This is a genomic window from Oceanobacillus sp. FSL H7-0719, assembly GCF_045040795.1.
Classification (GTDB): domain Bacteria; phylum Bacillota; class Bacilli; order Bacillales; family Amphibacillaceae; genus Oceanobacillus.
Genome location: NZ_CP150301.1, coordinates 106,800 through 133,161 on the forward strand (window position 1 = coordinate 106,800; position 26,362 = coordinate 133,161).

The following is a 26,362-nucleotide window of genomic DNA, read 5'->3' on the forward strand; positions in this document are numbered from 1 at the left end:
ATTGGCAAGCAAGATGGGGAGGGAATTCATTTACGTATAGAAAAGCTTCATCATTTAGTGAACAGAAGATTCAAACAACATTTTATTTTATCTAAAGAGAGGATTTTAAACGAATGAAGAAATTATTAATTGTTTTATTTGTGGTCATGTTAACTGTACTCGCAGCTTGTGGTGATTCATCGGACGGCAAGGTGGATGAGTCTGGAGAAGAAGTAAATGGAAAAGCCGAAACAAAGGCAGATAATGAAGATGAAGGAAAAACAATGACCTCAGAAGAAAATGAATCAAAAGAGGCAACTGTTGGCGATGTGATTACAAATGAAGCTGGTGCATCCACTTTAGTTAGCAGAACAGATGATATTGGCACATTTGAATCAGGCCCAATCCAGCTGACTATTAAGAAAGCGAATGGAGTCTCAATGGATGTCAGTGATGATTATATTGACTACTTTGAGGCGGAAGAGCTGGAATATATCCAAGTCGATCTTCAGGTTGAAAACACTTCAGAAGACAATGTGACGTTCTATGCCTCACAAGCGATTATGACAACTTCTACTGGAGAGCAATTAGAGCCGGATATGTTATTAAGTGATCATATTGATGGAGATTACTATGGGAAAGTAAATAAATCTGGAACTTCTTTTTACGTACTTGAAAACACAAAAGCAGAGGATGTAGAGTCCATTCGTCTCATCTTCAGTGCTGCTCATGATGAGAACTTTGAAGATATTGGGGAAGAACTCGATATAGAAATTGAATTAAATAAATAATTTTAAAAAAATGCCAGTTTTCTGCAGCTAAAGTGTATAGTGAAAGAAGACTGGCATGCTATTTATATCAGTCCAAATAAATCTAAAAAGACACGAATTGCAAGTACACTCACAACGAGTAAAATAAGGCTATAGATTATATTTTGTCTTGTATTATTTACTGCGGAACCAAGTACCTCCTTTTTATTGCACAAGACGAGCACGGTGGCCGCGACGATAGGAAGGGCTAACCCGTTTAATGCTTGTGCTGTAATAATCAGTTCGATAGGCACTGCTTCAAATAGCATAATAATAAAGATAGGGACAAGGCTCGTTATTATCATAATGATTCTGCTTCTCGCTGCTTTAAAATCTTCTTCCTTTCCAATTGCTTCATTCATCAACAGGCATGCCAATGATATTTGGTAAAGTCCCGAAGAAAAACCTGCTGCCCATAACCCCAGTGAAAATAAAATACCTGCATAGCGTCCAAGTAAAGGTGTTAATTGAACCGCCATTTCTTGTGCACTCGTAACTTCAATCCCCTGTGTAAACATAACTGTACCTGCACAGACGATGATTGCCCCAGAGATTAAGGCGGTAAACGTCATATTAAGTCGTAAATCAAATTTCGAGAGCTTTAATTGCCGTGTGCTGGATAGATTTTTTGTACATTTATATTTTGACTTTGTAAATGCAGATAAGCCAAGAACAATGTTTGGTGGCATTGTAGTGGCGAGCAATGCTAATATCAGCCAATATTCTCCTCCTAATGTTTGAAAAGAAAAGCCTGTCGTTATAAGTTCTCCAATGTCCGGTCCGGAGAAGAAAGCAGTAAGAACGAAAGCGATAATCATTAAAGCAATTAACAGCTTGTTGATATTTTCCAGAATTTTATATACGCCAATCCAAGCAATGACGAGGGCGACTAAGGACATGGACAATGCCCACACAGTTAAAGAGATATCCGGAATAAAATAATTTAATGCAAGTGCCGCACCAGTAAAGTTGCCAGCTTGAAAAGCAACTGCCCCAACTAATACAGTGGCAAATAAAAAGATTGCTGCAGGTTTCCCTATATACCTGCTGACTCCTTCCATAATTGTAATTTTCCTGATAATAGTGATACGTATTGCGGGTTCTTGATAGTAATATGCGAAGATACAGGATAGAACAACAATCCATAAAGCTTGATATCCATGTGTTGATCCGGTTACAGACATCGTAGTAATGGTACCTGGCCCGATAATACCGGCGACAACAATTGCTGCAGGACCCAATCCCTTTAGATAATCAACTAACTTTATTTTCTCCCGTCTGGGGGACTCCAATTCTCTGTTATGTTCTGTGGACATCGTATTCTCCCTTCATCTAACAAATGTGATGTTTTCAGAAAATGAAGTTTTCTCTGCCAACATTTATTCCCTGGATATTTATGTGTAAACCTGTATTTTTATATTTTACATAAATTTTTTAAGAGAACTCCTTGGACTCTGATATAACAACATTTAAACCTTTGTACGTGCAACATGCATCTTCTTTTTTAATCAAGTGGGGGTCTTAGATAGAGGAATTTGCATTAAATCTAACTCTAACCGACGTAATTGCCCCTATATGGAAAACTGTACATTTATTACATACAGAAATAACTGAATATGCTGTTTGAATAAAACAGATAAGAGTTATACGCTTAAATAGTTATATTTTTCAAAGAGAATAGTAAAACAGAGAATTAGGGGGAAAAGAAAGTATGTTTTATTGGAAGAGGTTAGGAGTAACTGCAGTTATAGCTTTATCACTTGTTGTTGCAGGGTGTGGATCTGATGATGGAGAGACACAAGCTGAAGGCAGTGTGAGTGATGAGATGGATTACACAATTACAGGTCTTGAACCTGGGGCAGGACAAACGGAATTAAATGAAGAAGTGATAGCTACATATGAAAATCTTGATGGTTGGAAGCAGAATGTATCTTCTACAGGTGCAATGTTAACGGAATTGGGAGATGCAATTAATAATGAAGAACCAATTATCATTACTGCATGGTCCCCACATTATAAATTCGCAAGGTGGGACTTAAAGTTTTTAGAAGACCCTGAAGGAATCTATGGACAGGAAGAAGCAAACACAGTGATTGTAAGAAAAGGTTTGAAGGATGAATTGCCAGAAGCGTATACAATTCTTGATAGATTACATTGGGAGATTGCAGATATAGAGATAGCATTGTTAGATGCATTGGATAAAGATTTTGATGAAATTGCTGAGAATTGGGTAGAAGAAAATCAGGAAACAGTAACAGAATGGACAGAAGGACTAGATAAAGTAGACGGAACACCAATTGAAATTGTTGCGACAGTTTGGGATGAAGCAACATTCACAGCAACGGTGGCTAAAGTTATTTTGGAACAGCAAGGGTATGATGTCACACTTACACCTGTTGATCCAGCTATTTTGTTTGAGGCAATAGCAACAGGTGATGCTGATGCTTCTCTATCCCCATGGATGCCTACAACCCATGGTGACTTATATGCAGAGTATGAGAATGAATTTGAAGATCTTGGACCAAGTTTTGAAGGTGCTAAAATTGGATTAGCTGTTCCTGCTTATATGGATATTAATTCGATTGAAGATTTGGAACCAAAAGAATAAGCAAAAAATGTGATCACAGATTTTTTTCGGATTCGTTATAATAATTAAATGGAATAAACATAAGAAGCCCGTATCTATTATTTAGATGCGGGCTTTTCATCCTACACTTCATTTGTTGCGAAGCAAAGTGGGGTATAGGAGATAGGATATCTTGCTATTATTCAGCAAAAACTCTATCATTGACAGTAATATTCAGAATTAACGATAAGGTTCAAGGGGGACTACATATGGAGATTAAGGTTCGATTTAGTGAAACAGATTTACTTGGTCATATTAATAATGTAAGTTATTTTACGTATCTTGAGGCAGCAAGAATTGACTTCATTGAAGAAGTTGGATTAAAAATTAATACCGAAGAGCATTTTTTTATCCTTGCTTCTGCAAGTTGTGACTTTATTCAGCAAGGTTATTTCGGTCAAACGCTGAAAATCAATACGAGCGTATCTCGTATTGGGACGAAAAGTCTCGTATTAACAAGTGAAATGTTTGAGAAGGAATCAGGAGAATTAATTGCAAAAGGTGAATCGGCACTTGTTTACTTTAATAGAAAAGAACAGAAATCTGTTAACCTTCCTGAAAAAATAAAGGAAAAACTGCAACTTTATACATTAGAGCTGAGCTAAGTAGTGTTAGAAAAAGAAATTAAGGGAAAGAAAAATTGTAAAGTTGATAGAGGGCAGTAAAGGGTAACAAAAAGTCATAGCATGATTGCTATGACTTTTCGTTTATATGCTAGAAAAGCGTGCAGTTGTTATTTACCCTGGTTTGATTTTAACTTCGCCATATACGCTTTCGTACCACCACCAAGTAAATCTGTACCAATTGCTTTTAGTTTTGCAAGAACAGCAGACTTTTCTGCAAGAGTATACCATGGCCTCGGTCCGTTATATTAACAGTTTGATAATGAACATCGGCCAGTACCTTAGAAGCTGTTTGCAATTAATTTGGCCAACCCAAAAAGGATAAATCAATGTTTTGTAGAATCTATTGAAAAGGGGTTCATTCGACGCGTAACATACATTGAACCGTATTACTTATCCATACAGGAGTATAAAAATGCCCAAACAAAAAAGAATAAGAGATTACGGAGTGAAAATAGGAAGATTAGAGACGGGTCCCAGCAATTCAATTACAGATATCGAAGGGGTAACTGTTGGTCACGTAACAATCAGTGAAAATAGTGGACAAACAGGTGTTACAGCTATCCTGCCTCATCAGGGAAATATTTTTAAAGAAAAGCTAATTGCTTCAAGTCATGTCATTAATGGGTTTGGTAAAACGATGGGTACGATACAAATAAATGAGCTCGGTACACTGGAGTCGCCAATTATTTTAACAAATACACTGAGTATTGGAACAGCCGCAGACGCATTGATCGGGTACATGCTGGAGCAGAACGCTGAAATTGGAAGAACAACTGGAACGATTAATCCGGTTGTATGTGAATGCAATGATATGGTGCTAAATGATATTCGTGCCGGATATGTGAAGAAGGAACACGTTCTTCAAGCATTGAATAATACTTCAAAAGTAGTGGAAGAAGGCTCGGTTGGTGCAGGGACAGGCATGATTTGCTATTCATTAAAAGGCGGGATTGGCACTTCCTCACGAATGATGAAAATGGAGCATGGAACGTATGGTATAGGTGTTTTGGTGTTAACGAATTTTGGAACATTAACTGACCTCAAAGTAAATGGAAGGGCAATTGGAAAGGAATTAAATAGGGTCCTGCCCGAATCTGATGAAGAAAAAGATAAAGGTTCCATTATTGTTATCGTTGCAACAGATCTTCCTGTATCTGAAAGACAATTAAATCGGATTATTAAAAGATCTGTAACAGGCTTATCCCGTACAGGTTCTATTATCGCAAATGGGAGCGGAGAGATAATCATCGGTTTTTCTACAGCTACTACAGTGCCTCATGAGAAGCAAGCGAGTCTGATTTCCTTCCAAACAATTTATGAGGAAGATATTGATGTAGCATTCCAAGCAATAGGCGAGGCTGTTGAAGAAGCAGTATTAAACGCATTAGTGACCGCAACTCATGTTGTTGGCCGGAATGGAAATGAAAGACCCGCTTTTAAGGATTTACTTCAAGCTTATGATATTGATTTGAATTCGTAGGACGTCGTCTGCGGTGAAAGCAGCACGTACTGTGGGAGCAGAGGAAAAGGAAGAGTCAATCACTAAATTTAGAAGAATAATTAGAAATACATAATGAAAATCATTAGTACGAAATGGGATCTTACAATACAAGGACGTTTGTTATTTCTTTAGAAAGATGAAAGGAGGCGTTGTATTATGAAAAAAAGGATAATTGCAAATGGGGTACCTATAATTTAAGGGAAACGTATCAAGCCCCTAAAAACTGCGTGATTCCAGCTAATTAAATAGGAGGATCATCCATTTGAAAAATCATTTAATTACTATAACACTTAATAAAGTGCAATTCCAGCTGCAAGAGGAACAAGATTTTAATTGGTTAAGGCAATTAGGTGCCGTATTTTGTGTATTTGATCAACAAGATTCAGGAAATATAAGTTTTGGTATAGAAAAGGACGGGCATCGATACTTCGTTAAATATGCTGGGGCAAGCCATCTGAGTTTTCAGGAAATCCAGAAGATGCTATTAAACGATTAAAAAATGCTGTACCGGTTTACCAGTCGTTAGAACATCCACACCTAATTAAGTTAATCGATTACTTTGATACAGAAAATGGGTATGCATTAGTATTTCAATGGTTTGAAGGTGAATGTTTACATTCCCATTGGTCTTTTGGTGGCGCAGCGAAGTATACAAACCCTAAGTCACCTTATTACCGTTTCAAAAAGTTAGAGCTGGAAAAACGTCTAAAAGCCCTAGATACCATTTTTTCTTTTCATACTTATGTAGAATCAAAACAACATGTTGCAGTCGATTTTTATGATGGAAGTATATTATATAATTTCGAGAAGGATGAAACAAAAATATGCGATATTGACTTTTATCGAAAATCACCTTCTATAAATGATATAGGTGAGGAATTTTGGGGCTCTACTCGTTTAAAATCGCCAGAGGAATATGAACTTGGATCGCCAATTGATGCTATTACGAACGTCTTCAATCTTGGGGGTATTGCATTTGGATTACTGGGCGGTGAAATGGACCGTTCCTTCGCCAAATGGGATGCCAGCGGTGAACTTTATGAAGTTGCAGCGAAAGCAGTCGAAGAAGATCGTAATAAAAGATACACAACAGTAAAGGAATTCTATGATGCTTGGAAATTTGCATTAAATCAATAATATAACATAATGAAAAGGGCAACTTTCTAAAGTTTCCCTTTTTGCTTCTATCTAGAAATAACAGACAGAAATAACTAGAGATAAGAGCCGTTTACTAACGGGCCGGTTTGGAAATAGATAGCAATCAGTGCAAACATTTAAAATAGGGAGGCTTGACTTGAATGCCCACATTAATTAAAGAACTGCAATCAGAAAGCGAAGTCATGAAAGCATTTCCGGTAATGAAACAATTACGAACCCACCTGAATGAAGACACATTTCTTGAATTAGTATTAGAAGCACAAGCAAAAAATCATTATAAGATTTTTGCTTTGATAGATGAAGGAGAAATAGTTGCAGTAACAGGTTTCAAACCAATGATAACATTGTATTATGGCAGATTCGTTTGGGTCTGTGATTTAGTAACAGATAGGAATAAGCGTTCACAAGGCTATGGTGAAAAACTGCTAACCTTTGTGCACGAATGGGCAAAGGAACATAACTATGAATCTGTTGCTTTATCTTCAGGGCTACAGCGCACGGATGCACACGGTTTTTATGAAAACAAAATGGATTATGAAAAAGTAAGTTATGTTTTCAAAACCAATTTAAAGTAACGGGAAATTTTGCTAAAGGCAGGTTGGTATAGGAAGGGGGAATATCATGAATAATCAAAGCATGACGAATAAGAAGACCTGGGAATATCACGCATATGAATTTTGGAATAAAAAGGATGGCACCCGAAGGAAATGGTGAAAATACCGGTAGTGCTTTTTCATTTATCTTTAAGGGTTTTCTAAGAGATTCGGCAGGATAATGTGTAGGTTTATTTTAACTGAAAAAAGTACGATTGACCCTGAGATAAAGGGGGAAGAATAAGAAAGAAACCGTATATTTCAGGAGGCGATAGTACTATGTCAATGGAACATAATAATGGAAAAACCACACCACCAGCTCAGAAGCAGGATAAACAGCCTGGTATTGAATCGAAAATGAACCCTGAGCCAGAGTATATAGATTCTAAATATGAGGGCAGCAATAAACTCAAAGGAAAAGTTGCAATCATTACAGGCGGAGATAGTGGAATTGGCCGCGCAGTAAGTGTTTACTTCGCTAAGGAAGGTGCAGATATAGCGATTATTTATTTGGATGAACATGAGGATGCGAAAGAGACGAAGCGAATCATTGAACAGGCAGGCCAAAAATGTATGCTAATTAGTGGTGATATTGGTTCTCAATCATTTTGTGAGTCCGCAGTTACACAAGTATTAGATCAATTTGCTAAAATCGATATTTTAGTAAATAACGCTGCAGAACAGCATGTACAGACCAGCTTCATGGATATTACAAGTGAACAATTAGAAAAGACTTTCCGGACAAATATATTTAGTATGTTTTATCTTACAAAAGCAGTGCTTCCCAATTTGAAAGAGGGAAGTACAATTATTAATACGTCTTCAATTACTGCCTATAAAGGTAATGTAGACCTCATTGACTATTCAGCTACTAAGGGTGCAATTACTTCATTCACAAGATCATTATCCGGGATGCTTGTGGATAAAGGAATTCGTGTAAATGCGGTAGCTCCTGGGCCAATCTGGACTCCGCTCATTCCAGCATCCTTTTCTGAAGAACAGGTTGCAAGCTTCGGCGGCGACGCTCCGATGAAACGCCCTGGTCAGCCGAAAGAACTTGCTCCAGCTTATGTCTATTTAGCCAGTAATGACTCCAGCTATGTAACCGGGCAAACCACTCATGTGAATGGCGGGACAATTGTAAATGGATAACAAACAGGGATAGGGGATTAAAGCCTCTATTCCTTTTGTTTTTTCAGTGCTGCATTTATTGAAAATTTCAGGGCAATAGCTAATTGAAGTTTTCCGGTGTATCAGACAGAGTTAAACATAGACGAAACTGTACAAGGTGACCGTGAAAAGGCTGTTTCAATAGGGACAGCCTCTTCATAGTGGTATAAAACATATACATATTTATTGTTACTTCACTCATTAAAACCTGCATGTTATTCCATTTCTGACTTCAAAAAGACATGTATTTGCAATAATGAAAAATAAAGAAGGAAGGGAAGGTGGAGAAATTGTTGCGTATCAATGATATAAGCAAATATTATGGGAAGATTCCAGCGCTGTCGAACATTTCCTTGCAAATCAGGAAAGGCATTTGCTATGGGTTGGTTGGACCGAATGGAGCTGGAAAGTCCACACTTATCAAAATTATTTCATCCATTATTCGTGATTATACAGGCAACATTCAGTTTTCAGGAAATGACGTCAGGCTCGGTTATGTGCCACAGGATATAGCTCTGGAAGAAACCGTTACAGCACGTGATAATTTGCAGTTTTTCGGAAAAATCCACGGCTTGTCTGGAAAAGTATTAAAGGATCGCAGCACTGAGGTATTAACTGCAATTGGTCTCGAAGCACGAGAAAAGGATAAAGTGCTGACTTTTTCAGGTGGGATGAAACGTCGCTTAAATATTGGGTGTGCGATCATGCATAATCCAAATCTGATTATCATGGATGAACCTACTGTAGGGATTGATCCACAGTCACGCCAGTATATCTTTCAAATGATTGAACGGTTTAAAGAGAAGGGCTGTACAATTATTTACGCTAGCCATTATATGGAAGAGATAGAACAGCTATGTGACGAAGCAGCTTTCATTGATAAAGGAAAAATTGTAGAGAATGATAAACTGGACCACTTATTGGAAAAGTATGCAACGCCATCCATCTTTGTAAAAGGGAAGGATTTTCTGCCGCAATCGATAGAAACATATGGTTCCATTCAAGCGAAGAGTGGTGGTTATATCCTGACAACCAGCAATCCGCTTACTGCTATGGGGGCAGTGCTCAACTGGTGCAAAGAGGAAGGCAGGGAATTAGAACGTTTAGAATTAGTGAAACCAAGACTTGAGGATGTTTTCTTTTCACTTACAGGAAAACAACTGAGAGATTGAAAATAGGGGGAGTGAAAAAATGAATGCTGTTATCAATTTGGAATTGAAGAAAAACCTTCAGGACCGGGGGCTTTTATTTTGGACATTAATTCTGCCAATCGTATTTACCATTTTGTTTATATCTGTCTTTACTTCAGGAGCAAGTGAAACAGAGAGTCAGCAGATTATCCTGTCGATTGTTCCGGGATATACAGTTATGTTTGTATTCTTTATTATGATTACAATGACTGAATCCTTTCTAAAGGATCAAAAAATCGGTATGGTTGCCAGAATTGCAAGTACCGCACTATCCGCTTATTTATATTTACTGGGCAAATGGATGCCGTATATGTACATTGTTTTTATACAGATTGTAATCTTGCTGTTGTTTGGTAAACTTGTTTATAACATACCGCTGGAGCAGCCTGTCTATTTGTTTGTTTTGTCCGTCTTGCTGACTTTCATGGTAACTGGTTTAGGCCTGGCACTTGCTGTCATTGTTAAAACATCAAATATGGGAATTGCGTTGACTCAGGTAGTTGCATTGGGAGGGGCGGTATTGGGCGGACTTTGGATGCCGGTAGATATGATGCCGGAATTCCTGCAGACAATCAGCCGCTTTCTCCCGCAATATTGGGCACACCAGGCTTTTCAGGATGCGATGGCAGGCACGCTAGGGATGATGGATTTTGTTCAATCATCATGCATACTTTTTGGGTTTGGTCTGGTTGGTTTCATCATCGCTTTATTTTTTTATCCAAACTTCTTGAAACGAGCAAAAGGGTAGTACTGCAGCGATAAGGGGGATTGCCGGTGAAGGTGAATATTGATATTGATGAAAAACATACAGAATCATCGATTACGATTAAGACAAATGAATGGACTGCTGAATTGGATGAAATTGCCGCGATTATGAAGCGGAAAAAACAGCAGCGAATCTTTGGAATTGATTTAGAGCAAACTGTTTTGCTTGATCCGCATGATATAGAATTTGTCTATGCTGAGAAGAGAAAGGTATTCGCATGTTCTGGAAGCCGTAAAGTTGAAGTGCGAATGAAACTTTATGAATTAGAGGAGAAGTTAGCATCGTTTAACTTTACACGTTTTTCCAAATCTGTCATCGGCAATCTCAACCATATTGAACGTTTTGAATTAGCTTTTAATGGCAACCTTTGTGTTTTTTTTCATTCTGGAAAGAAAGAATATATAACACGGAAATATGTGAGTCAAATAAAAAAACAATTAGAGATGGGGGGACAATCGGATGTTCGTTGAAGCTATAAAACGAAGCATGAATGGTATTGCATTTGCAGGGATAATTACCTTCGCTGCACTTACGGTTTTGAAATTTACAGGGACAGAAGCAACGGTTTCAGAAATATGGATCCATATGCTTCTTTCACTTATTATTGGCATATACTTTGGATTGTCCTCTTTTATTTTTATGTTTAACGAAATGAGTACCTTAAAACAAACAGGCATCCATTTTATTATGTCGCTGACTGTTTACTTTATTATTGCTTTATTGGGGGATTGGGTCCCACTTAAGCTAGTTCCAATGCTTTGGACCAGTTTATTTTTTATTGTGATTTATGCAGTCTTTTGGACTGGGTATTATCTATACTATAAAAGAATAGAAGAAACCCTGAATGCAAACTTGCCTAAAAAAGAATAGCAGGGCAGGCCGTATAACATGTCAACTGGATCAATGACAGTCTCCTTATCAGCTTTTCTTCTTCTGCTTTTTGGGATAAATTAGTGTTATTAGGGTAGAAATAAGAAAGGAAAAGGGGAGTGTTATATGGGACTAATAGCAAAAATAAAAAAAGGAAACACTTCATCGGGGATTGCTGCGCTTGGCAACACTTTCTTAGCAGGAATTAAAGCAGTTGCTGCTGCAATTAGTGGAAGCGGGACGATGTTTGCTTCAGCAATGCACTCCCTGGCAGATGCCATCAATCAGGGATTTGTTTTCTTTGGCAGTGTACTTGCGGAATTACCTGCTTCAAAACGTTTTCCAGCAGGATTTGGCCGTGTTATTAATATCTTTTGTATGGTTGCAGTTGTCGTTGTAACCATAATGGCATATGAAACAGTTAAAGAGGGCTGGCATTTAGTACAGCATCCAAGTGAGGCAAGTAATTTTCTGTTAAACCTGATTGTTCTATTGATTGCCTTTTTAGTAGATGGTTTCATCTTGTTTAAAGCAATGAGAGAAATTGCGAGTGAGACAGGTACAAAGCAGTCAGGAAATGTTATAGGTACTGCTTTTAAAAATGTGAGAAACGCTTCACCAGCAACCCGCCTTGTCTTTTATGAGGATCTCGTTGCAACATTCAGCGCAGTACTTGCGATTGCTGGAATCTTTTTAGCGCAGTTTCTTCATGTTGCTGAAGCCGATGGAGTTGCTTCGATTATTATTGGTCTTTTAATGTTCTTTGTTGCATATCGTGTTGGTTATGACAACATGGTCGGTTTAATAGGTGTCGCTGCCCCGGCAGAAGTGGAGAGCAAACTTGTTGAAGTCATTCTTCAAGATGAGGCTGTTGTTGATATACAGCGTATCCGAATTATTCAGGAAGGGCGTCTCTACCATGTAGAAGGAACAATTGAACTTAAAAAAGGTCTTACACTAAATGCAGCAGATGATATTCTGTTTAGAATTAAAAATCAGCTGCTCAGGCAGCCTGAAGTGGCAGATGTCGTGCTGGGCATTATTGAAGATGATGATAAACAGAGCTGGAAGTAAGATTTAAAATAACCATCCATTCACTTGGGTGGTTATTTTTTCTGTATTCATTTCAAAAAATGTTCACATTTTACTTTTCTATTTAGAACTATGTATATTAAATCACAATATTTTATTGTAGCTAGGAATATACTGGATTCATAACGATTTCAATGTGAAACATTTAACAAATTAGCGGAAGGATTACTAAAAAGCTATTAAAACTGTGCCCTTGGAAGAAGAATTTGCAAATAAGACATAATTTGTTCACATAACTTCTCTTGCTCTATTTCAATTAGATTGGTACATTTAATAGTGTGAGAATAATTCTCAATTAAAATAGAAATTTCAGAGGAACATTGAATAGTCGGTACTTGCATACGCTTTCTGAAAAACGATGAATGAGAGACTATTCTGGTCCAAGTTTCCAGAGGTGCAGTTTTAACTTTCGGATGCTCGAAATTCTATTTAAAAATCATAAGGAGGAGAAATAGATGAAGAAGAGAATTTCATTATTTACAGTTCTAGCAGCAATGATTTTAACTATTTTCTTCGTTGCGTCACCTGCCTATGCGCAGATTGCGGACGGTACATATGAACTGAATTATGAAATGAAAGAGGCAAGCAGCGAAAATACTTCCATTGCGGACGGCTATTTCGCAAAGCCTGCTAAGCTTACCGTAGAAAACGGTGTGCAACAAATTCAGTTAACTGTAACTGGAAGCAGTATGATCAAATCACTATCTACACCAGCTGGACCAGTAACTGTTGTGAGTGAAGATACTGCAAACGAAACAAGAACTGTAAAATTTACGGTAAGCGGTGATCTGTCACAGCCGCTTAATATGAACATGCACATTATTGTTCCCGATTTATATGATCAAGAGCATACAGCGCGTGCGGTATTTAACGTAAGTGGGCTTCCGCAAGCAAGTCAAGATACCGCTGCTAGTGAAACAGCCGGAACAACAGACACTACTGAAAATGCCAATGGAACAGGCGAAGCAGTAGAAAATCCAAAAACAGGTGAAAATTCATCAATGGCACTTTATGGACTATTAATGGCTGGAGCCTTAGTTGGATTATTCGCTATTTGGAAATTCCGACCTGCACGTGATTAATTCTGATTACTATAAAGGGAGATAATAATATGCGAAATAAATGGCTATTAACATTAATCATTACGATTTTAGCATTGCCATTCTTTAGCAGTGCAGTGTTGGCTGAAGAAGTTGTAGTCTATGAAGATGGCAATTATGAGGTACCGCTAGTTGTAAAATATAAAGAAACTGTGTTTAGTCAGTTTTCAGAAACAGCAAAAGTGAAGATTGAAGATGGGAAACAATATATTCAATTTAGTTATGAAACAGAATTTATTAAAGATCTTATCATACCTGATGGCGAAGTTGACTCTATAAATAAAGATATAGAGAATCAAATTCATGAAATCGGCTTTAGTTATGAAGGTAGTCTCAAAGATTCGGTCCCATTTACAATTGATATGGTTTATCCAGCTGAACATGATATGGACGCTTATTTGGATATGAGCGGGATTCCTACTATTCAGAAGCCTGAAGAAGTAGGTGAACCAGAGGGAGATTCTGCAGAGGAAACAGACCAAAATGAAACTGAAGATAAACCAGGCGAAGAGATTACGGAGCCAAAAGAAGATGAATCTGAAGAAATAGAATTACAAAAGATATCCGATTTAGAAGATGGATTCTACTTAATTGATACAGAGTATTTATATATTGATAGTGAGAAACCATCTGCAATGGGTAGTTATTTAGATAGCCCTGTATTCTTATCTATTAAAGATGGTAAGGGAGAACTTACGGTAACAATTAATAAAGATGAAACAGTTACTTTACTTCAAGTGAATGGTAAAAATGCAATTGAAAGTAAAGTTGAAGGAAACAACCGTTATGAAACATTTGCATTATCCAACTTAACATCTATTTATAGTGCTTATGTTGAATACCAAGCTCCTTTTAAGGATGGGGTATATGAAGGTGATGCAGATTTCAGAATCGTCTTAGATGAGACAAATATATCCGATTCAAATGCTTCGGAAAAACCAGGTGCACATATTGAAGTTGATGAACCAGAAGAGCCAAAAGAAGATTCAAACCAACCATCAACACCAAATCCAAATCCTTCTACTGAAAAGCCAGTTAAAGAGGAGAAAATAGAAATACCAGATTCTGCGGATAAAGCATATACAATAAATTATATAATTAAAGATGAAACTAAAGATAAAGTTTCCGCAGCAGATCAATTCTTTAACAAACCAGCTGTTTTAATTGAAAAAGATGGTGAAATGTATCTTCAACTAATCTCAACAAGCCCTGAGTATATTGATTGGCTTAGAACTGAATTTGGTGAAATGAAGGTTATCAAAGTCAATGAAGATGGTTCCGCAGTTTATCAGGTGAAGTTGCCTAAGAACTATGATCTATCTAATGTACTTCTATTAGATATGAAAATCACTGTCCCTGGTGTATATGAAAACGAAAAACATAAAGCGCGTTTATTCTTTGATGTAGACACTATGGAAGAGATTGATCCAGTAAGTGTAGAGCTAGGTGAACCAATTGATGACTCCGCACTGCCTAAAGTGTCGAACGCGGATACAAAGTCTAAACTAGATCCAAACACACCATCCAAACCAGAACTTGGCGAAGGTGAAGAGGATATTAGCGCAGCCGCTAGTAACGCTGGAAACGGCGGCGGGTTAAACCCGAAAACAGGTGAAGAAACAAACATCCTGTTATACGTACTGCTGCTAATTGGTTCAGCAATTCCGTTAGCAGTGAAAGCAAAAAGACATTTTGCATAAAAAAAGTGGATAGCTAAAGTATTGGCTCTTGTCCCGGCTTGTGAGTCTTACTGTGTGCTTTACAGTAAGACTCCAAGTTTTGTTGTTATATTATTTATTAAGATAAAGATAATACTTCAAACTGCTTTCATTTTATACTTCAAATTTTATCGCCTCTAAATTTCTGCATATAAGAAATGCCTCTATTGGCGTACTTGCGACATTATATTTATCTTTATCATTTACATAGTTACATAGAAAAATAAAAAAGAGGTGCACAGAAATATGAAAAACAAATTTATGTATTCACTTATAGTAATGCTTCTTTTCATTTTAGCTGCTTGTGGCGGAAATGATTCAACCGCGGATGCTGCAGAAGATGCAAAAGAAACGAGCGCGGAAACAGAAGAAGCTGCAGGCGAAGAGAAAGAAACGCTCGAAACAGATGGAGATATTATTGCCACTACGGTTGCTTTAGTAGAAATTATGGATGAATTGGAATTGGATTTAGTTGGCGTTCCAACTACATATAAAGACTTACCGGAAAGATATGAAGGATTACCGGAGATTGGTATGGCGATGAGTCCAGATATGGAAATGATTTTATCCTTAAAACCAACAGAAGTTCTAACAGTAACGACATTGACTGATTATGTGGAGGAAACTTTTACAAAAACAGATACACCTGCAACATATATGGACTTAGAAAGTGTGGAAGGAATGTATAAGGGTATCCAGTCACTTGGTGAAAAGTATAATCGAACAGAGCAGGCAGAAAAATTAGTAGAAAACTTTGAAGCTAAGCTTTCAGAAATTGAAGCAAAAGTAGAAGGAAAAGAATCACCAAAAGTATTAATTTTACTAGGAGTGCCTGGCAGCTATCTTGTCGCTACAGAGAATTCATATGTAGGTGATTTAGTGAAACGCGCAGGTGGCATTAATGCGATAGAAGATACGGATTTGGAATATGTGCAGGCAAATACAGAGACTTTGCAGCAAACTGATGCAGACATCATTTTACGTATGGCACATGGTATGCCTGACGAAGTAATAGAAATGTTTAATAAAGAATTCCAGGATAATGATATTTGGAAACACTTTAAAGCAGTACAGAATGATCGTGTTTATGATTTAGAAGAAACACGTTTTGGTACAACAGCTAATTTAGCTGCTTCAGAAGCATTAGAAGAGTTAATTGGTATTTTTTATCCTGAATTAAAAGAGTAAAGAATTACGAAAGAGGTTTTTATGATGTATAAAAAGATAATAAGTTTTATCGTCGTAATTGGTTTACTTCTTGGCGTAAGCATTTATTCGATGATAACTGGCAGTATAGAAATTGGCGTCTGGGAATTGATGAAAGGTCTCTTTACTGGCACAAATGATAATGTGGAAATAATAAAGGACTTACGGTTGCCCCGTATTGTGATTGCACTATTCGCAGGGGCGGCATTATCGGTCTCTGGTGTGCTATTACAAGCAGTGATGCGTAACCCGCTCGCTGAACCCGGGATTATAGGTGTGTCGTCGGGAGCGGGATTTGTATCCATTATCATGATTACATTCTTCCCGACATTATATTTCTATACACCACTATTTTCCTTTATTGGGGGAGCAATGGCCTTTTTGCTTGTTTATATGTTTTCTTGGAAATCAGGGCTTAACCCATTGCGGATGATTTTAATTGGGGTTGCGATTAATGCAATCTTCACAGGCTTAAGTGAATTCCTTACAGCGCAAAATGCAAGCAGTATAATGTCTGGTGTTTCTGTAACTTCATCAACGTTAACAATGAAAACATGGGATGATGTTGGGATTATTGTTCTTTATGGATCAATTGGATTGATTCTGAGCATGCTCGTTTTTGCATGGGCAAATCATTTGGGACTAAGTGATAAAACATTGCGGAATCTTGGATTTAGTGTAAATAAAGCAAGGTTTGTCATTTCCATAATCGCTGTACTTTTAGCATCAATTGCTACTGCAGTTGCGGGGATGTTTACATTCGTCGGGTTACTTGTCCCGCATATTGGACGTTCGCTCGTTGGGAATGATCACAAGTTATTAATCCCATTTTCCGCACTAGCGGGTGCATTATTAATCTTAACAGCAGATACATTGGGACGAACGGTGGCCGCACCGATAGAGATTCCTGCCTCGATTATTGTTGCAGTGATAGGTGGTCCATTCCTTATCTTCTTGCTAAGAAAGAGTGATCGTATTTATGGAAATTAAAAATATATCTTTCTCCTATCAAGACAAAATAAAACGTCTTGACCATGTCGAGGCAGAAATAACTGCCGGCCAAATTACAACCATACTTGGACCGAATGGTTCAGGGAAGTCAACATTACTTGGTGTGCTGACGAATAATAATCAACCACAAGAAGGCAGTGTCGTTTTGGATGGAAAGATGATTAATAAATATAAACCGAAAGAACTTGCGAAAAAGCTGGGAGTAGTTCATCAACAAAATACCGCTCCAGCTGATATTACAGTAGAAAAGCTCGTTCATTATGGACGTTTACCACATAAAACATCATTTTCGCCAAGCGCGGAGAAAGATGAAGAGATGGTGAAGTGGGCACTGGAACGGACAGGTTTATATGAAAAACGGCACGCTTCCATTGATACATTGTCAGGCGGACAGCAGCAGCGTGCATGGATTGCCCTGGCACTTGCTCAAGACACACCATATTTATTCTTAGATGAGCCAACTTCAAATTTAGATATTTTTTATCAATATGAAGTTCTTGAATTGGTAAAACAACTTTGTGAGGAAGAGGGCTTAACGATTGTGATGGTTTTGCATGATATTAATCAAGCGATTCAATACAGCCATCAAATTATTGCGATGAAGCAGGGAAAACTCATTGCACAAGGAAATCCACAAAACATTGTAACAAAAGAATTGATTCAACAAGTTTATGGTGTACATGTTGCAATAAAAAACGATGCAGATGTCGGAATGTATATTGTACCATTAGGTATTTAAATGAAAGTCTGGGGTGAGCAGGGTATGAGTAAGAAAACGAAAAAAATTCTGTCTGGAATATTAACCGTTGTATGTTTAGCTGTCTTTGTATATGCAGCTCATGGACTTATTACAACGTATATGGATTACTCGAAGAATAAGAAACTGGTAAATAATCTTCAGGACACATTTTATGAAGCCGGCGGTTTAGAGGAAATAAATGACGATGGCTCACTTACTGTCCGTTCTGGTTTCGATATTTTACTCCAAGAAAATGAGGAGCTTGTTGGCTGGCTAACGATAGATGATACACCAATTGATTACCCTATCTTAAAGGCAGACAATAATAACGACTATTTAAGAGCTGATTTCTATAAAGATTATAATATTCTGGGCAGTATTTTTATGGATTTTAGAAATGATATCACCACACAGGATGATTTAAATACGATTGTATATGGACACCGCACAAAAGATGGATCAATGTTTGAGGGATTAACGAAATATGAGGATAGAGAATTCTTTGAAAACCATCAAACCTTCACCTTTGACACTTTATATGAAAGTTATGAGGCAGAAGTTTTTGCAGTATATAACACAACTACAGATTTTAATTATATCCAAACGGATTTTGAAAATGAACAAGCATATGAACAGCTGCTTATTGATATAAAAGAAGAGTCGATGTATGCTACTGATGTTGAAGTCGGTACGGATGACCGAATTCTAACACTATCAACTTGTGACTATGAGCTTGATAGTCATAAGGGAAGATTTGTTGTACAGGCAAAATTAGTGAAAAAGGGCTAACGGGTAAATCCGTGTCCCTTTTTTTATAGAGTTGCGTTTAACTGTAAATGAATTTAATTAGTATAGCAGGCCGCTAATTTGCCCTATTAGCGACCAAACCATTCGAATAAAATAAATAGAAGCACGAATCCTGCACTGAATTCCGAATATCCTTAAAGTGTTAACTTTTTCCTTTCCTCTTCTGTAAAAACACGTGATCTCGTTAAGAAACGTTTGCCTTCTGGTCCTTCAAGTGAAAACATTCCACCTCTGCCATCAACGACATCGATAATGAGCTGGGTATGCTTCCAGTATTCGTATTGATCCTTATGCATATAGAAAGGGGTATCGGCAATTTCACCTAATAATACATCTGATTCACCTGTAAGGAATTCATCTCGCGGATAACACATAGGTGAACTTCCATCACAGCAGCCGCCAGATTGATGAAACATTAATGGACCATGGATGTTTTTCAGCTTCTCGATTAATTTCAGGGCAGCTTCTGTTGCAGTTACAGTTAAAACCATTGCATTACCTCCTTGAAATGAGTGTATGCAAAAAGGAGCTAATTTTATCCATTGAATTAGCTCCTTTCATTTTATTTAAAACAAGCCAGCAGGACCTTCACTATAGCTGATAAGCAGGTTTTTCGTTTGCTGGTAGTGAGATAACATCATTTGGTGATTTTCTCTTCCGATTCCTGATTTCTTATAGCCGCCAAATGCCGCATGGGCAGGATATTGATGATATGTGTTCGTCCAGACTCTGCCAGCCTGAATTTCACGACCAAAGCGATAAGCTGTATTGATGTTTCGTGTCCAAACTCCGGCACCCAATCCATAAAGTGTGTCATTTGCAATTTCCAACGCTTCTTCTTTGTCCTTAAAGGTTGTTACAGAGAGGACAGGACCAAAGATTTCTTCCTGGAAAATCCGCATTTTATTATGGCCTTTGAAAATGGTCGGCTCTACATAATAGCCGCCTTCGAGTTCATTACCTAATTTATTCACATTTCCGCCAAGCAGTAATTCTGCTCCTTCTTGTTTCCCGATATCAAGGTAGGAAGTTATTTTTTCCAATTGTTCTGTTGATGCTTGAGCTCCCATCATCGTTGTTGTGTCAAGGGGATGACCAAGTTTAATTTGTTTCACACGTTCAATTGCACGCTCCATAAACTCATCGTAAATCGATTCATGGATTAATGCGCGGGAAGGGCATGTACAAACCTCTCCTTGGTTTAAAGCAAACATCGTCAAGCCTTCAACTGCTTTGTCCAGGAAGCCGTCGTCTTTTTCCATTACATCCTCAAAAAAGATATTTGGAGATTTTCCGCCAAGCTCTAAAGTTACAGGGATAATATTCTCGGATGCATATTGCATAATTAGACGGCCAGTTGTCGTCTCACCCGTGAAAGCGACTTTGTCAATGCCTGGATTGGTTGCAAGCGGTTTGCCCGCCTCTACACCAAATCCATTTACAACATTCAATACCCCTGGAGGAAGCAGGTCATGAATTAATTCGAGTAAAACATGAATGGATGCTGGTGTTTGTTCTGCTGGTTTCAAAACAACACAATTCCCAGCAGCAAGTGCTGGAGCGAGTTTCCATGTAGCCATTAATAGTGGGAAATTCCAAGGGATTATTTGTCCAACTACACCTAAAGGTTCATGAAAATGATAGGCAACCGTGTCTTGATCAATTTGGCTGATACCACCTTCTTGAGCTCGAATGGCACCCGCAAAATATCGGAAATGATCCACTGCTAACGGCAGATCTGCAGCCAAAGGTTCCCGGACAGCTTTCCCATTGTCCCACGATTCCGCAACTGCGAGCATTTCCATGTTTTTTTCAATGCGATTTGCAATTTCGTTGAGGATATTTGCACGCTCGGCAACAGAAGTTTTGCCCCATGCTTCTTTTGCTTGATTTGCTGCATCAACTGCTAATTGAACATCTTCTTTTGTAGAGCGGGCAATCTCACAGAAAGCTTTTCCAGTGACAGGACTGACGTTTTCAAAGTACATCCCTTTGACTGGTGAAAGATATTCCCCGCCAATAAAATTATCATACCGTTCTTTAAATGTAATCACTGCGCCGTCTGTATTTGGATTTTTATACCTCATCAAATTCCTCTCCTTTGATTATATTTACAATGGTGAATTAGCATGAAGGTTGTCCTTACTTCCAATCTATTCAATCAGTGTGCAATTCATTACTTAAATTACTAATAACTCAACTTTCTCAGAGTGAGCTGGACAAGCTCCATACTTTAATTAAACTCCGCACTTCCTATACGAACCCTACTAAAGAATCATCTGCCTTATAGAAAATTAGTAATTAAGGGGTATTGACCCTTCTTGAAAAAAGTACCAATCTAGAATAATAGATAGATTGCTAACTTGAGGAGTGAGGTTGGACTTGAAAAAGTATGTCGCAGTATTAATTTTTCTATTATTTAGTTTATATGCATGCAGCGGGGAAGATGCTCAAAAAGAGAAAGACAAAGAAGCATCCGCCGCAGGAGAAGAAGTTGCTCAAGAACAGGAGGGAGAGGGATCATTAACTCTATCAGAACTGTCAGAAGTTGATCCATCTAGAAGTGGTATGAAAAAACAGGCTGGCGGAATTCTGATGGAGAAGTTTTCTACAGAGCAAGAGCTGGAAATGGATGTCGAGGAATTTATTTCTCAAAATGAACAGGAGATAACCGATTATCTGCAAAAGACAACAGAGCAGACGCAAAATCCAAAGGAGTTAGTGCAGGCAATTACTCATCTGCTGGGGACTCCGAATTATGCCGAGACAATAGAAACAGCAGAGGATTTCCAGCCGGACTTTGCTGATCCGGATTTGCCTAGTGCAGAAAAAAGTAAGAATACGGAAGGAAAGCATGCAGAGGGCAGAGGGAAGGCGATTCTATTATTAGATGCCAGCTCGAGTATGCTGCTTTCAGTTGATGGAAAGGTAAAAATGGATATCGCCAAGGAGGCTGTCCAGCAATTTGCAGAAGTTATTGGCCAGGAAAATGATGTGTCTTTAGTCGTTTATGGACATAAAGGTTCAGAATCTCAGTCTGATAAAACACTTTCCTGTGAAGGAATCGAGGAAGTTTATCCACTAGATACATATAACGCAAAGGAATTCGGAGCAGCTCTCAATGAGTTTCAAAGTAAAGGATGGACACCTTTAGCTGGTGCAATTGATAAAGCAGCTGAAATGAGTAAAGATTTAGAAGGAGAAATTACACTCTATATTGTAAGTGATGGTGTAGAGACATGTGATGGAGACCCTGTGGAATCAGCTGACTCCTTTGTAACAAAAAATGAGTTCAGGCAAGTGAACATCATTGGTTTTAATGTGGATAAAGATGCTGAGGAACAATTAAAAGCAGTTTCGGAAGCGGGGAATGGAGAGTATTTTGCAGCTGATAATGCAGAAGAGTTTACAGAAACTATTCAATATGAATGGTTGCCTTCGAGCGGTGACTTGGCGTGGGCGTTTACAAAAGCCCCAGGGCCGTGGGAAATCTTGGATGAATATAATCTTTATGATGAAGAACGTGACAAGATAAAAGCCTTAATTCAAATAGAAGATGAGCGATATGGCGAAGCGATTTCTATACTTCGGGAAAACGAGATGATATCAAGTGAGGCAATTAATGAATTAAATGGTATAATCTCAGGAAATTATACGGCGCGAATGGACGAATTAAGCGAGATGAGAGCTGAAAAAATAGATGAGATTGATTCGATTGCGGATGAAATAAAGCAACAAGTAGATGAATGGAAGGAAGACATGGAAAAGAAAAAAGAAGAACGCGGTGATGTATGGTAGCAATTATAAAGATGGACACAGGTTCAGACACCAGTGTCCATCTTTTTTTATAAAAAACCAACCGAGTGCCAATAGGCTGTGCTGAAAATTACAATTAGAAAATAGCCAAATCTACTTAGTTAACTATTTCATTTATTATCTCTTTTTAAACTTTTCTAAGCAACTTAACTGGACTGTTGTAAAAGTACGTGAGAGAGGCAATGGCAGAATATAGGTTTCAATATCTTACTACGTGCATGCGTTAACAATCGTGGTCTATAAAGGTTTTTTGCTTTACAGGCGAATTAATGTTATACTAGACAAGTTGTTATATTTTGTGAAGCAGAGCACAAAGTGTAACAGAACGCATTTATAATGAAATAAAAAGAATTGGAGATGATATCTATGAGATCTGTGGAAACAGTAACAGATCAGCGAATGGAGGATAATGGAAGTGATGATTATTCATTAGGTAGTGTTCCTCGTGACAAGCGAAATATGGGCTGGTTAAGTATTACCAATATCACTTTTGGTATTGCGACAGCGATATTTTATTTTCAGATGGGGAGTGTAATGGCGCTCCAATTTGGTGCAATTAATGCAATTATATCTGCCATTTATGCAATTGTTGTAGCTGGTATTTTAGGAACGTTTATTGCTTACTTATCTGCAAAGTCAGGCATGAATGTGAATTTATTATCCAGAGGCGGCGGATTTGGTTATATTGGTGCATCGCTGACTTCATTGATTTATGCAACGAATTTTATTATGTACTGTGCATTGGAAGGCATGATTTTAGTCGCTGCTGTCCACGAATTTTTCCCGGCTATCCCACAATGGGCATTAATTTTATTCTTCGGAACGATTGTTATTCCACTCAACTGGTTTGGAATTAAACAATTAGACAAACTTCAAAAGTGGTCCTTGCCACTATTCTTTATCTTTTTAATAGCAGCAATTGTTGTTGCTGCACGTACGCCTTCTTTATATGAAGGAAGCTTCTGGTCTTATATGCCTGAAGGAGTTCAAATTGGCGGAACAGCACTATTGCTGTGTATTGGGATGCAGCATGGCATAATGGGATTAACACCATTACTTGCTTCAGACTATGCACGATTCCTTAAACCGAAAGATATGAAAGTTGGTATTTTTGCAATTGGCTTTATACCACAGATATTCTGTTTCGGTGTCATGGGCGGTTTAGGAATCTGGTTTGGTGTTCGTTTAGGGGAACCGAACCCAGGGGTATACATCGTATTACTGCTTGGTATATGGGGTGCATTATTTACGATGCTTACTCAGGTACGAATTAATATTACGAATATTTACAGTGGCTCTTTATCACTAGCGAATTTCTTTGAAAACATTTTCAAATTTAAGCCAGGACGTCGTTTCTGGGTTGTAATTACTGGTGTAAGTGCCATGGTCCTTATGCTTGGCGGTATTGTAAATCATTTAGATACTGTAATGACATTTCAGGGTGTCTTCTTATTGACTTGGGCTGCCATACTCGTAACAGATGCTGTCGTAGTAAAACGCATTCTGAAAATTGGTCCAGGCTATTATGAAGCAGACCAGCGCAATTTGTATAAATGGAATCCAGTAGGTGTTGTTTCATTACTTGTTGCAAGTGGACTGGGAACAATTGCGGCACTTGGTTTCTTGGGAGAGTTCCTGCAAAGCACTGCAGCATTCCTTGCAGCGATTCTTGCAGCAATCCTTACCGTTGTAATGGCTATCGCAACAAAAGGAAAATATTATGTTAAACAAGAAAATCAATATGTCGATAGGGAAGACTATATTGCATAAAGATAGAATAGACAGGGAGTGTTCCTGTCTATCTCAGCACCTCGTCCAAAATAGGGCGAGGTGCTTTTATGTTGTGAGAGAGGGCAAGCCCTATTTGTTCCTGGACCACATGTAGCGTATATTAATATAATGTTAGGAGTATTTCTGAGGAGATGGAAGAATGGCTAATAAATCTAGTGCGACTTGGGCGATTACATTATTCTGTATAGGCGTATTTATGGCGGCATTGGATAATGGAATTATTAGTGCTGCCTTAACGACAATTAATCGTTCCTTTGATGTATCAGCAAACTGGGGAGCGTGGGGCGTTACGATTTATACATTAGGACTCGCAATCAGCATTCCGATTGTTGGAAAAATATCTGATCGATATGGTCGTAAAAAATTATTTATCGCAGAAGTGGCACTATTTGGATTTGGTTCTTTACTTGTCGCTCTAAGCCCCAATTTTGGAGTCTATTTAGCTGCACGTTTCATTCAGGCGATGGGCGGAGGCGGAATTTTCATTATTGGAAGCTCTCATGTTTTAAGTACATTTTCTGTTGAGAAGCAGGGAAAAGCCCTTGGGATTCTCGGTGGAATGAATGGTATCGGTGCTGTACTTGGCCCTAATATTGGCAGTATCATTCTTGACTTAACTGGGAACTGGCATTATTTATTTTTAATCAATGTGCCGATTGCAATTGTAATAGTAATTTTAGGCTATTTAAAAATTGAAGAAACGAAAGAGCCGGTGGTTGGAAAGCTTGACTTGATGGGAACAATACTTCTGTCAGCGGCAGTGCTCGGGGTTATGTATGGGCTGACAAATATTGAAGGCAGCTCCTTCCTTGCCAGTATTGCATCACTTGATGTTTATGGATTTATATTGGCAGGAGCTATGCTGTTTATAATCCTGATTATTTACAATCAGAGGCTGGATAAACGTGGCGGTGATCCGATTTTGCCAATTCGTTTATTATCACAGCCAGCATACTTATTAACATTGCTCATTGGTGCCTTGTCGGGTGCTTTGCTTGCAGGAATGATATTCATCCCTGCATTTACCGAGCAAGTGTTAGGAGTCGCCGCAGAATACTCTGGTTATTGGATGACTCCTCTCGCAGTTGCAGCAGGTATTGGAGCAGCACTTGGCGGAGTGCTTGTAGATAAAAAAGGACCAATTCTTGCGGTCTTCCTATCCGGGTTTATCACCGCACTTGGCTTCGTATTATTTCCAGAATGGATTGCATTTAAATGGCAATTTGTAATTGCATCAAGTATTGCTGGGGTAGGGATGGGGATTCTGCTTGGTGCCCCGCTGAATATTCTTGCAACAGAGCGCACGGAAAAAAATAAAGGTACAGCAATTGCTGGATTATCATTAGCGAGACAAATCGGTATGACAATTGCGCCGACACTTTATGCTGGGTTTATTACAAGGGGATTTAATCAGATACCAGAGCTGTTTCAAACAGATTTTGGCAATATATTGCGGGAAAATGCGGAGAAAGCAAATCTTAGTCCAGAAGCAATGAAAGAATTGCAGCAGACTGCAGCTGCAATGAGCCATCATGCGAATCCGGAAGAAATGGATTACCACGCATTGCTTCAAAATATTGAAGATCCTGGACTGAGGGAAGTGCTGGAGGCCAGTGTGAATCAAATTACGACAATCGCCGCGCAGGATGGCTATGGCGGTCTGTTTTACTCAACTGTTATCCTTGCAGTTATTGTAATTGTACTAGGATTTGTTTTAAAGACGGTTAAAAGGAAATATATCGCAAATAAAATATAAACAAAAACCCCTGCATCTAAAAAGAAACAGGGGTTTTA

General features: G+C 38.2%; 23 protein-coding genes and 1 pseudogene. 21 read left to right on the top strand and 3 right to left on the bottom strand.

Annotated features, from left to right (window positions below):
* The first annotated feature begins 113 nt into the window (after positions 1-113).
* Complete coding sequence (locus NST93_RS00525; RefSeq protein ID WP_405100167.1) at positions 114-770, top strand: hypothetical protein; 657 nt, start codon at positions 114-116, stop codon at positions 768-770.
* A 62-nt stretch (positions 771-832) separates the two neighbouring features.
* Here NST93_RS00525 and NST93_RS00530 read toward each other — a convergent pair whose 3' ends face one another.
* Positions 833-2,104, bottom strand: a complete 1,272-nt coding sequence (locus NST93_RS00530; RefSeq protein WP_405100169.1) for an Nramp family divalent metal transporter — start codon at positions 2,102-2,104, stop codon at positions 833-835.
* Positions 2,105-2,499: 395 nt separating this feature from the next.
* Between NST93_RS00530 and NST93_RS00535 the strand changes: the two genes are divergently transcribed.
* The 17 genes and pseudogenes from NST93_RS00535 to srtB all read left to right on the top strand — a co-directional run bounded on the left by NST93_RS00535 (position 2,500) and on the right by srtB (position 18,943).
* Positions 2,500-3,396, top strand: coding sequence for a glycine betaine ABC transporter substrate-binding protein (locus NST93_RS00535; RefSeq protein ID WP_405100171.1), 897 nt, complete (start codon positions 2,500-2,502; stop codon positions 3,394-3,396).
* A 227-nt stretch (positions 3,397-3,623) separates the two neighbouring features.
* Positions 3,624-4,019 (top strand): acyl-CoA thioesterase, encoded by a 396-nt coding sequence (locus NST93_RS00540; protein ID WP_405100173.1) that lies wholly within the window; start codon positions 3,624-3,626, stop codon positions 4,017-4,019.
* A 433-nt stretch (positions 4,020-4,452) separates the two neighbouring features.
* Positions 4,453-5,520, top strand: coding sequence for a P1 family peptidase (locus NST93_RS00545; protein ID WP_405100175.1), 1,068 nt, complete (start codon positions 4,453-4,455; stop codon positions 5,518-5,520).
* 283 nt (positions 5,521-5,803) lie between these two features.
* Positions 5,804-6,678, top strand: a pseudogene (locus NST93_RS00550) (serine/threonine protein kinase).
* 161 nt (positions 6,679-6,839) lie between these two features.
* A complete protein-coding gene (locus NST93_RS00555; RefSeq protein WP_405100176.1) occupies positions 6,840-7,274 on the top strand; it encodes a GNAT family N-acetyltransferase in 435 nt (144 codons plus the stop codon).
* Between the two features lie 297 nt (positions 7,275-7,571).
* Positions 7,572-8,444, top strand: coding sequence for an SDR family oxidoreductase (locus NST93_RS00560; RefSeq protein ID WP_405100178.1), 873 nt, complete (start codon positions 7,572-7,574; stop codon positions 8,442-8,444).
* A 308-nt stretch (positions 8,445-8,752) separates the two neighbouring features.
* Complete coding sequence (locus tag NST93_RS00565) at positions 8,753-9,634, top strand: ABC transporter ATP-binding protein (RefSeq protein WP_405103713.1); 882 nt, start codon at positions 8,753-8,755, stop codon at positions 9,632-9,634.
* Between the two features lie 19 nt (positions 9,635-9,653).
* Positions 9,654-10,400 carry an ABC transporter permease gene (locus NST93_RS00570; RefSeq protein WP_405100180.1) on the top strand — a complete coding sequence of 249 codons (747 nt, stop codon included), beginning with the start codon at positions 9,654-9,656 and terminating at the stop codon, positions 10,398-10,400.
* A gap of 26 nt (positions 10,401-10,426) precedes the next feature.
* A complete protein-coding gene (locus NST93_RS00575; RefSeq protein WP_405100182.1) occupies positions 10,427-10,888 on the top strand; it encodes a LytTR family DNA-binding domain-containing protein in 462 nt (153 codons plus the stop codon).
* The gene (locus NST93_RS00580; protein ID WP_405100184.1) at positions 10,878-11,288 is read left to right on the top strand and encodes a DUF3021 domain-containing protein; all 411 of its coding nucleotides are present in this window, start codon (positions 10,878-10,880) and stop codon (positions 11,286-11,288) included. The genes NST93_RS00575 and NST93_RS00580 overlap by 11 nt, the downstream gene beginning before the upstream one ends.
* A gap of 126 nt (positions 11,289-11,414) precedes the next feature.
* On the top strand, positions 11,415-12,362 hold the full coding sequence (locus NST93_RS00585; protein ID WP_405100186.1) for a cation diffusion facilitator family transporter: 948 nt from the start codon (positions 11,415-11,417) through the stop codon (positions 12,360-12,362).
* A 473-nt stretch (positions 12,363-12,835) separates the two neighbouring features.
* Positions 12,836-13,462 carry an NEAT domain-containing protein gene (locus NST93_RS00590; protein WP_405100188.1) on the top strand — a complete coding sequence of 209 codons (627 nt, stop codon included), beginning with the start codon at positions 12,836-12,838 and terminating at the stop codon, positions 13,460-13,462.
* Between the two features lie 29 nt (positions 13,463-13,491).
* On the top strand, positions 13,492-15,180 hold the full coding sequence (locus tag NST93_RS00595; protein WP_405100190.1) for an NEAT domain-containing protein: 1,689 nt from the start codon (positions 13,492-13,494) through the stop codon (positions 15,178-15,180).
* Between the two features lie 264 nt (positions 15,181-15,444).
* Positions 15,445-16,386: a heme ABC transporter substrate-binding protein IsdE gene (gene isdE, locus NST93_RS00600; RefSeq protein WP_405100192.1), complete on the top strand. Its 942-nt coding sequence runs from the start codon at positions 15,445-15,447 to the stop codon at positions 16,384-16,386.
* Between the two features lie 24 nt (positions 16,387-16,410).
* Positions 16,411-17,394: a FecCD family ABC transporter permease gene (locus tag NST93_RS00605; protein ID WP_405100194.1), complete on the top strand. Its 984-nt coding sequence runs from the start codon at positions 16,411-16,413 to the stop codon at positions 17,392-17,394.
* Positions 17,384-18,154, top strand: a complete 771-nt coding sequence (locus NST93_RS00610; protein WP_405100196.1) for an ABC transporter ATP-binding protein — start codon at positions 17,384-17,386, stop codon at positions 18,152-18,154. Before NST93_RS00605 ends, NST93_RS00610 begins: the two co-directional genes overlap by 11 nt.
* 24 nt (positions 18,155-18,178) lie before the next feature.
* Complete coding sequence (gene srtB, locus NST93_RS00615) at positions 18,179-18,943, top strand: class B sortase (RefSeq protein WP_405100198.1); 765 nt, start codon at positions 18,179-18,181, stop codon at positions 18,941-18,943.
* 152 nt (positions 18,944-19,095) lie between these two features.
* Here srtB and NST93_RS00620 read toward each other — a convergent pair whose 3' ends face one another.
* On the bottom strand, positions 19,096-19,452 hold the full coding sequence (locus tag NST93_RS00620) for a DUF779 domain-containing protein (RefSeq protein ID WP_405100200.1): 357 nt from the start codon (positions 19,450-19,452) through the stop codon (positions 19,096-19,098).
* 75 nt (positions 19,453-19,527) lie between these two features.
* Positions 19,528-21,048 (bottom strand): aldehyde dehydrogenase family protein, encoded by a 1,521-nt coding sequence (locus NST93_RS00625; RefSeq protein WP_405100202.1) that lies wholly within the window; start codon positions 21,046-21,048, stop codon positions 19,528-19,530.
* A gap of 295 nt (positions 21,049-21,343) precedes the next feature.
* Here NST93_RS00625 and NST93_RS00630 point away from each other — a divergent pair, with 295 nt between their 5' ends.
* The 3 genes from NST93_RS00630 (at position 21,344) to NST93_RS00640 (ending at position 26,324) form a co-directional block, all read left to right on the top strand.
* Positions 21,344-22,759 carry a VWA domain-containing protein gene (locus tag NST93_RS00630; RefSeq protein WP_405100204.1) on the top strand — a complete coding sequence of 472 codons (1,416 nt, stop codon included), beginning with the start codon at positions 21,344-21,346 and terminating at the stop codon, positions 22,757-22,759.
* Positions 22,760-23,143: 384 nt separating this feature from the next.
* Positions 23,144-24,547, top strand: coding sequence for a purine-cytosine permease family protein (locus NST93_RS00635; RefSeq protein ID WP_405100206.1), 1,404 nt, complete (start codon positions 23,144-23,146; stop codon positions 24,545-24,547).
* A 160-nt stretch (positions 24,548-24,707) separates the two neighbouring features.
* Entirely contained in the window at positions 24,708-26,324 is a 1,617-nt protein-coding gene (locus NST93_RS00640) for an MFS transporter (protein ID WP_405100208.1), read from the top strand.
* Positions 26,325-26,362: the final 38 nt, after the last annotated feature.

What these genes read in the sequence shown, in the direction of transcription:
- NST93_RS00545 (WP_405100175.1), top strand. Translation starts at nt 4,453, where the DNA reads ATGCCCAAACAAAAAAGAATAAGAGATTACGGAGTGAAAATAGGAAGA.
- NST93_RS00590 (WP_405100188.1), top strand. Translation starts at nt 12,836, where the DNA reads ATGAAGAAGAGAATTTCATTATTTACAGTTCTAGCAGCAATGATTTTA.
- NST93_RS00535 (WP_405100171.1), top strand. Translation starts at nt 2,500, where the DNA reads ATGTTTTATTGGAAGAGGTTAGGAGTAACTGCAGTTATAGCTTTATCA.
- NST93_RS00525 (WP_405100167.1), top strand. Translation starts at nt 114, where the DNA reads ATGAAGAAATTATTAATTGTTTTATTTGTGGTCATGTTAACTGTACTC.
- NST93_RS00595 (WP_405100190.1), top strand. Translation starts at nt 13,492, where the DNA reads ATGCGAAATAAATGGCTATTAACATTAATCATTACGATTTTAGCATTG.
- NST93_RS00605 (WP_405100194.1), top strand. Translation starts at nt 16,411, where the DNA reads ATGTATAAAAAGATAATAAGTTTTATCGTCGTAATTGGTTTACTTCTT.
- NST93_RS00530 (WP_405100169.1), bottom strand. Translation starts at nt 2,104, where the DNA reads ATGTCCACAGAACATAACAGAGAATTGGAGTCCCCCAGACGGGAGAAA.
- NST93_RS00540 (WP_405100173.1), top strand. Translation starts at nt 3,624, where the DNA reads ATGGAGATTAAGGTTCGATTTAGTGAAACAGATTTACTTGGTCATATT.
- isdE (WP_405100192.1), top strand. Translation starts at nt 15,445, where the DNA reads ATGAAAAACAAATTTATGTATTCACTTATAGTAATGCTTCTTTTCATT.
- NST93_RS00620 (WP_405100200.1), bottom strand. Translation starts at nt 19,452, where the DNA reads ATGGTTTTAACTGTAACTGCAACAGAAGCTGCCCTGAAATTAATCGAG.
- NST93_RS00640 (WP_405100208.1), top strand. Translation starts at nt 24,708, where the DNA reads ATGGCTAATAAATCTAGTGCGACTTGGGCGATTACATTATTCTGTATA.
- NST93_RS00555 (WP_405100176.1), top strand. Translation starts at nt 6,840, where the DNA reads ATGCCCACATTAATTAAAGAACTGCAATCAGAAAGCGAAGTCATGAAA.
- NST93_RS00625 (WP_405100202.1), bottom strand. Translation starts at nt 21,048, where the DNA reads ATGAGGTATAAAAATCCAAATACAGACGGCGCAGTGATTACATTTAAA.
- NST93_RS00610 (WP_405100196.1), top strand. Translation starts at nt 17,384, where the DNA reads ATGGAAATTAAAAATATATCTTTCTCCTATCAAGACAAAATAAAACGT.
- NST93_RS00580 (WP_405100184.1), top strand. Translation starts at nt 10,878, where the DNA reads ATGTTCGTTGAAGCTATAAAACGAAGCATGAATGGTATTGCATTTGCA.
- NST93_RS00635 (WP_405100206.1), top strand. Translation starts at nt 23,144, where the DNA reads ATGAGATCTGTGGAAACAGTAACAGATCAGCGAATGGAGGATAATGGA.
- NST93_RS00570 (WP_405100180.1), top strand. Translation starts at nt 9,654, where the DNA reads ATGAATGCTGTTATCAATTTGGAATTGAAGAAAAACCTTCAGGACCGG.
- srtB (WP_405100198.1), top strand. Translation starts at nt 18,179, where the DNA reads ATGAGTAAGAAAACGAAAAAAATTCTGTCTGGAATATTAACCGTTGTA.
- NST93_RS00585 (WP_405100186.1), top strand. Translation starts at nt 11,415, where the DNA reads ATGGGACTAATAGCAAAAATAAAAAAAGGAAACACTTCATCGGGGATT.
- NST93_RS00560 (WP_405100178.1), top strand. Translation starts at nt 7,572, where the DNA reads ATGTCAATGGAACATAATAATGGAAAAACCACACCACCAGCTCAGAAG.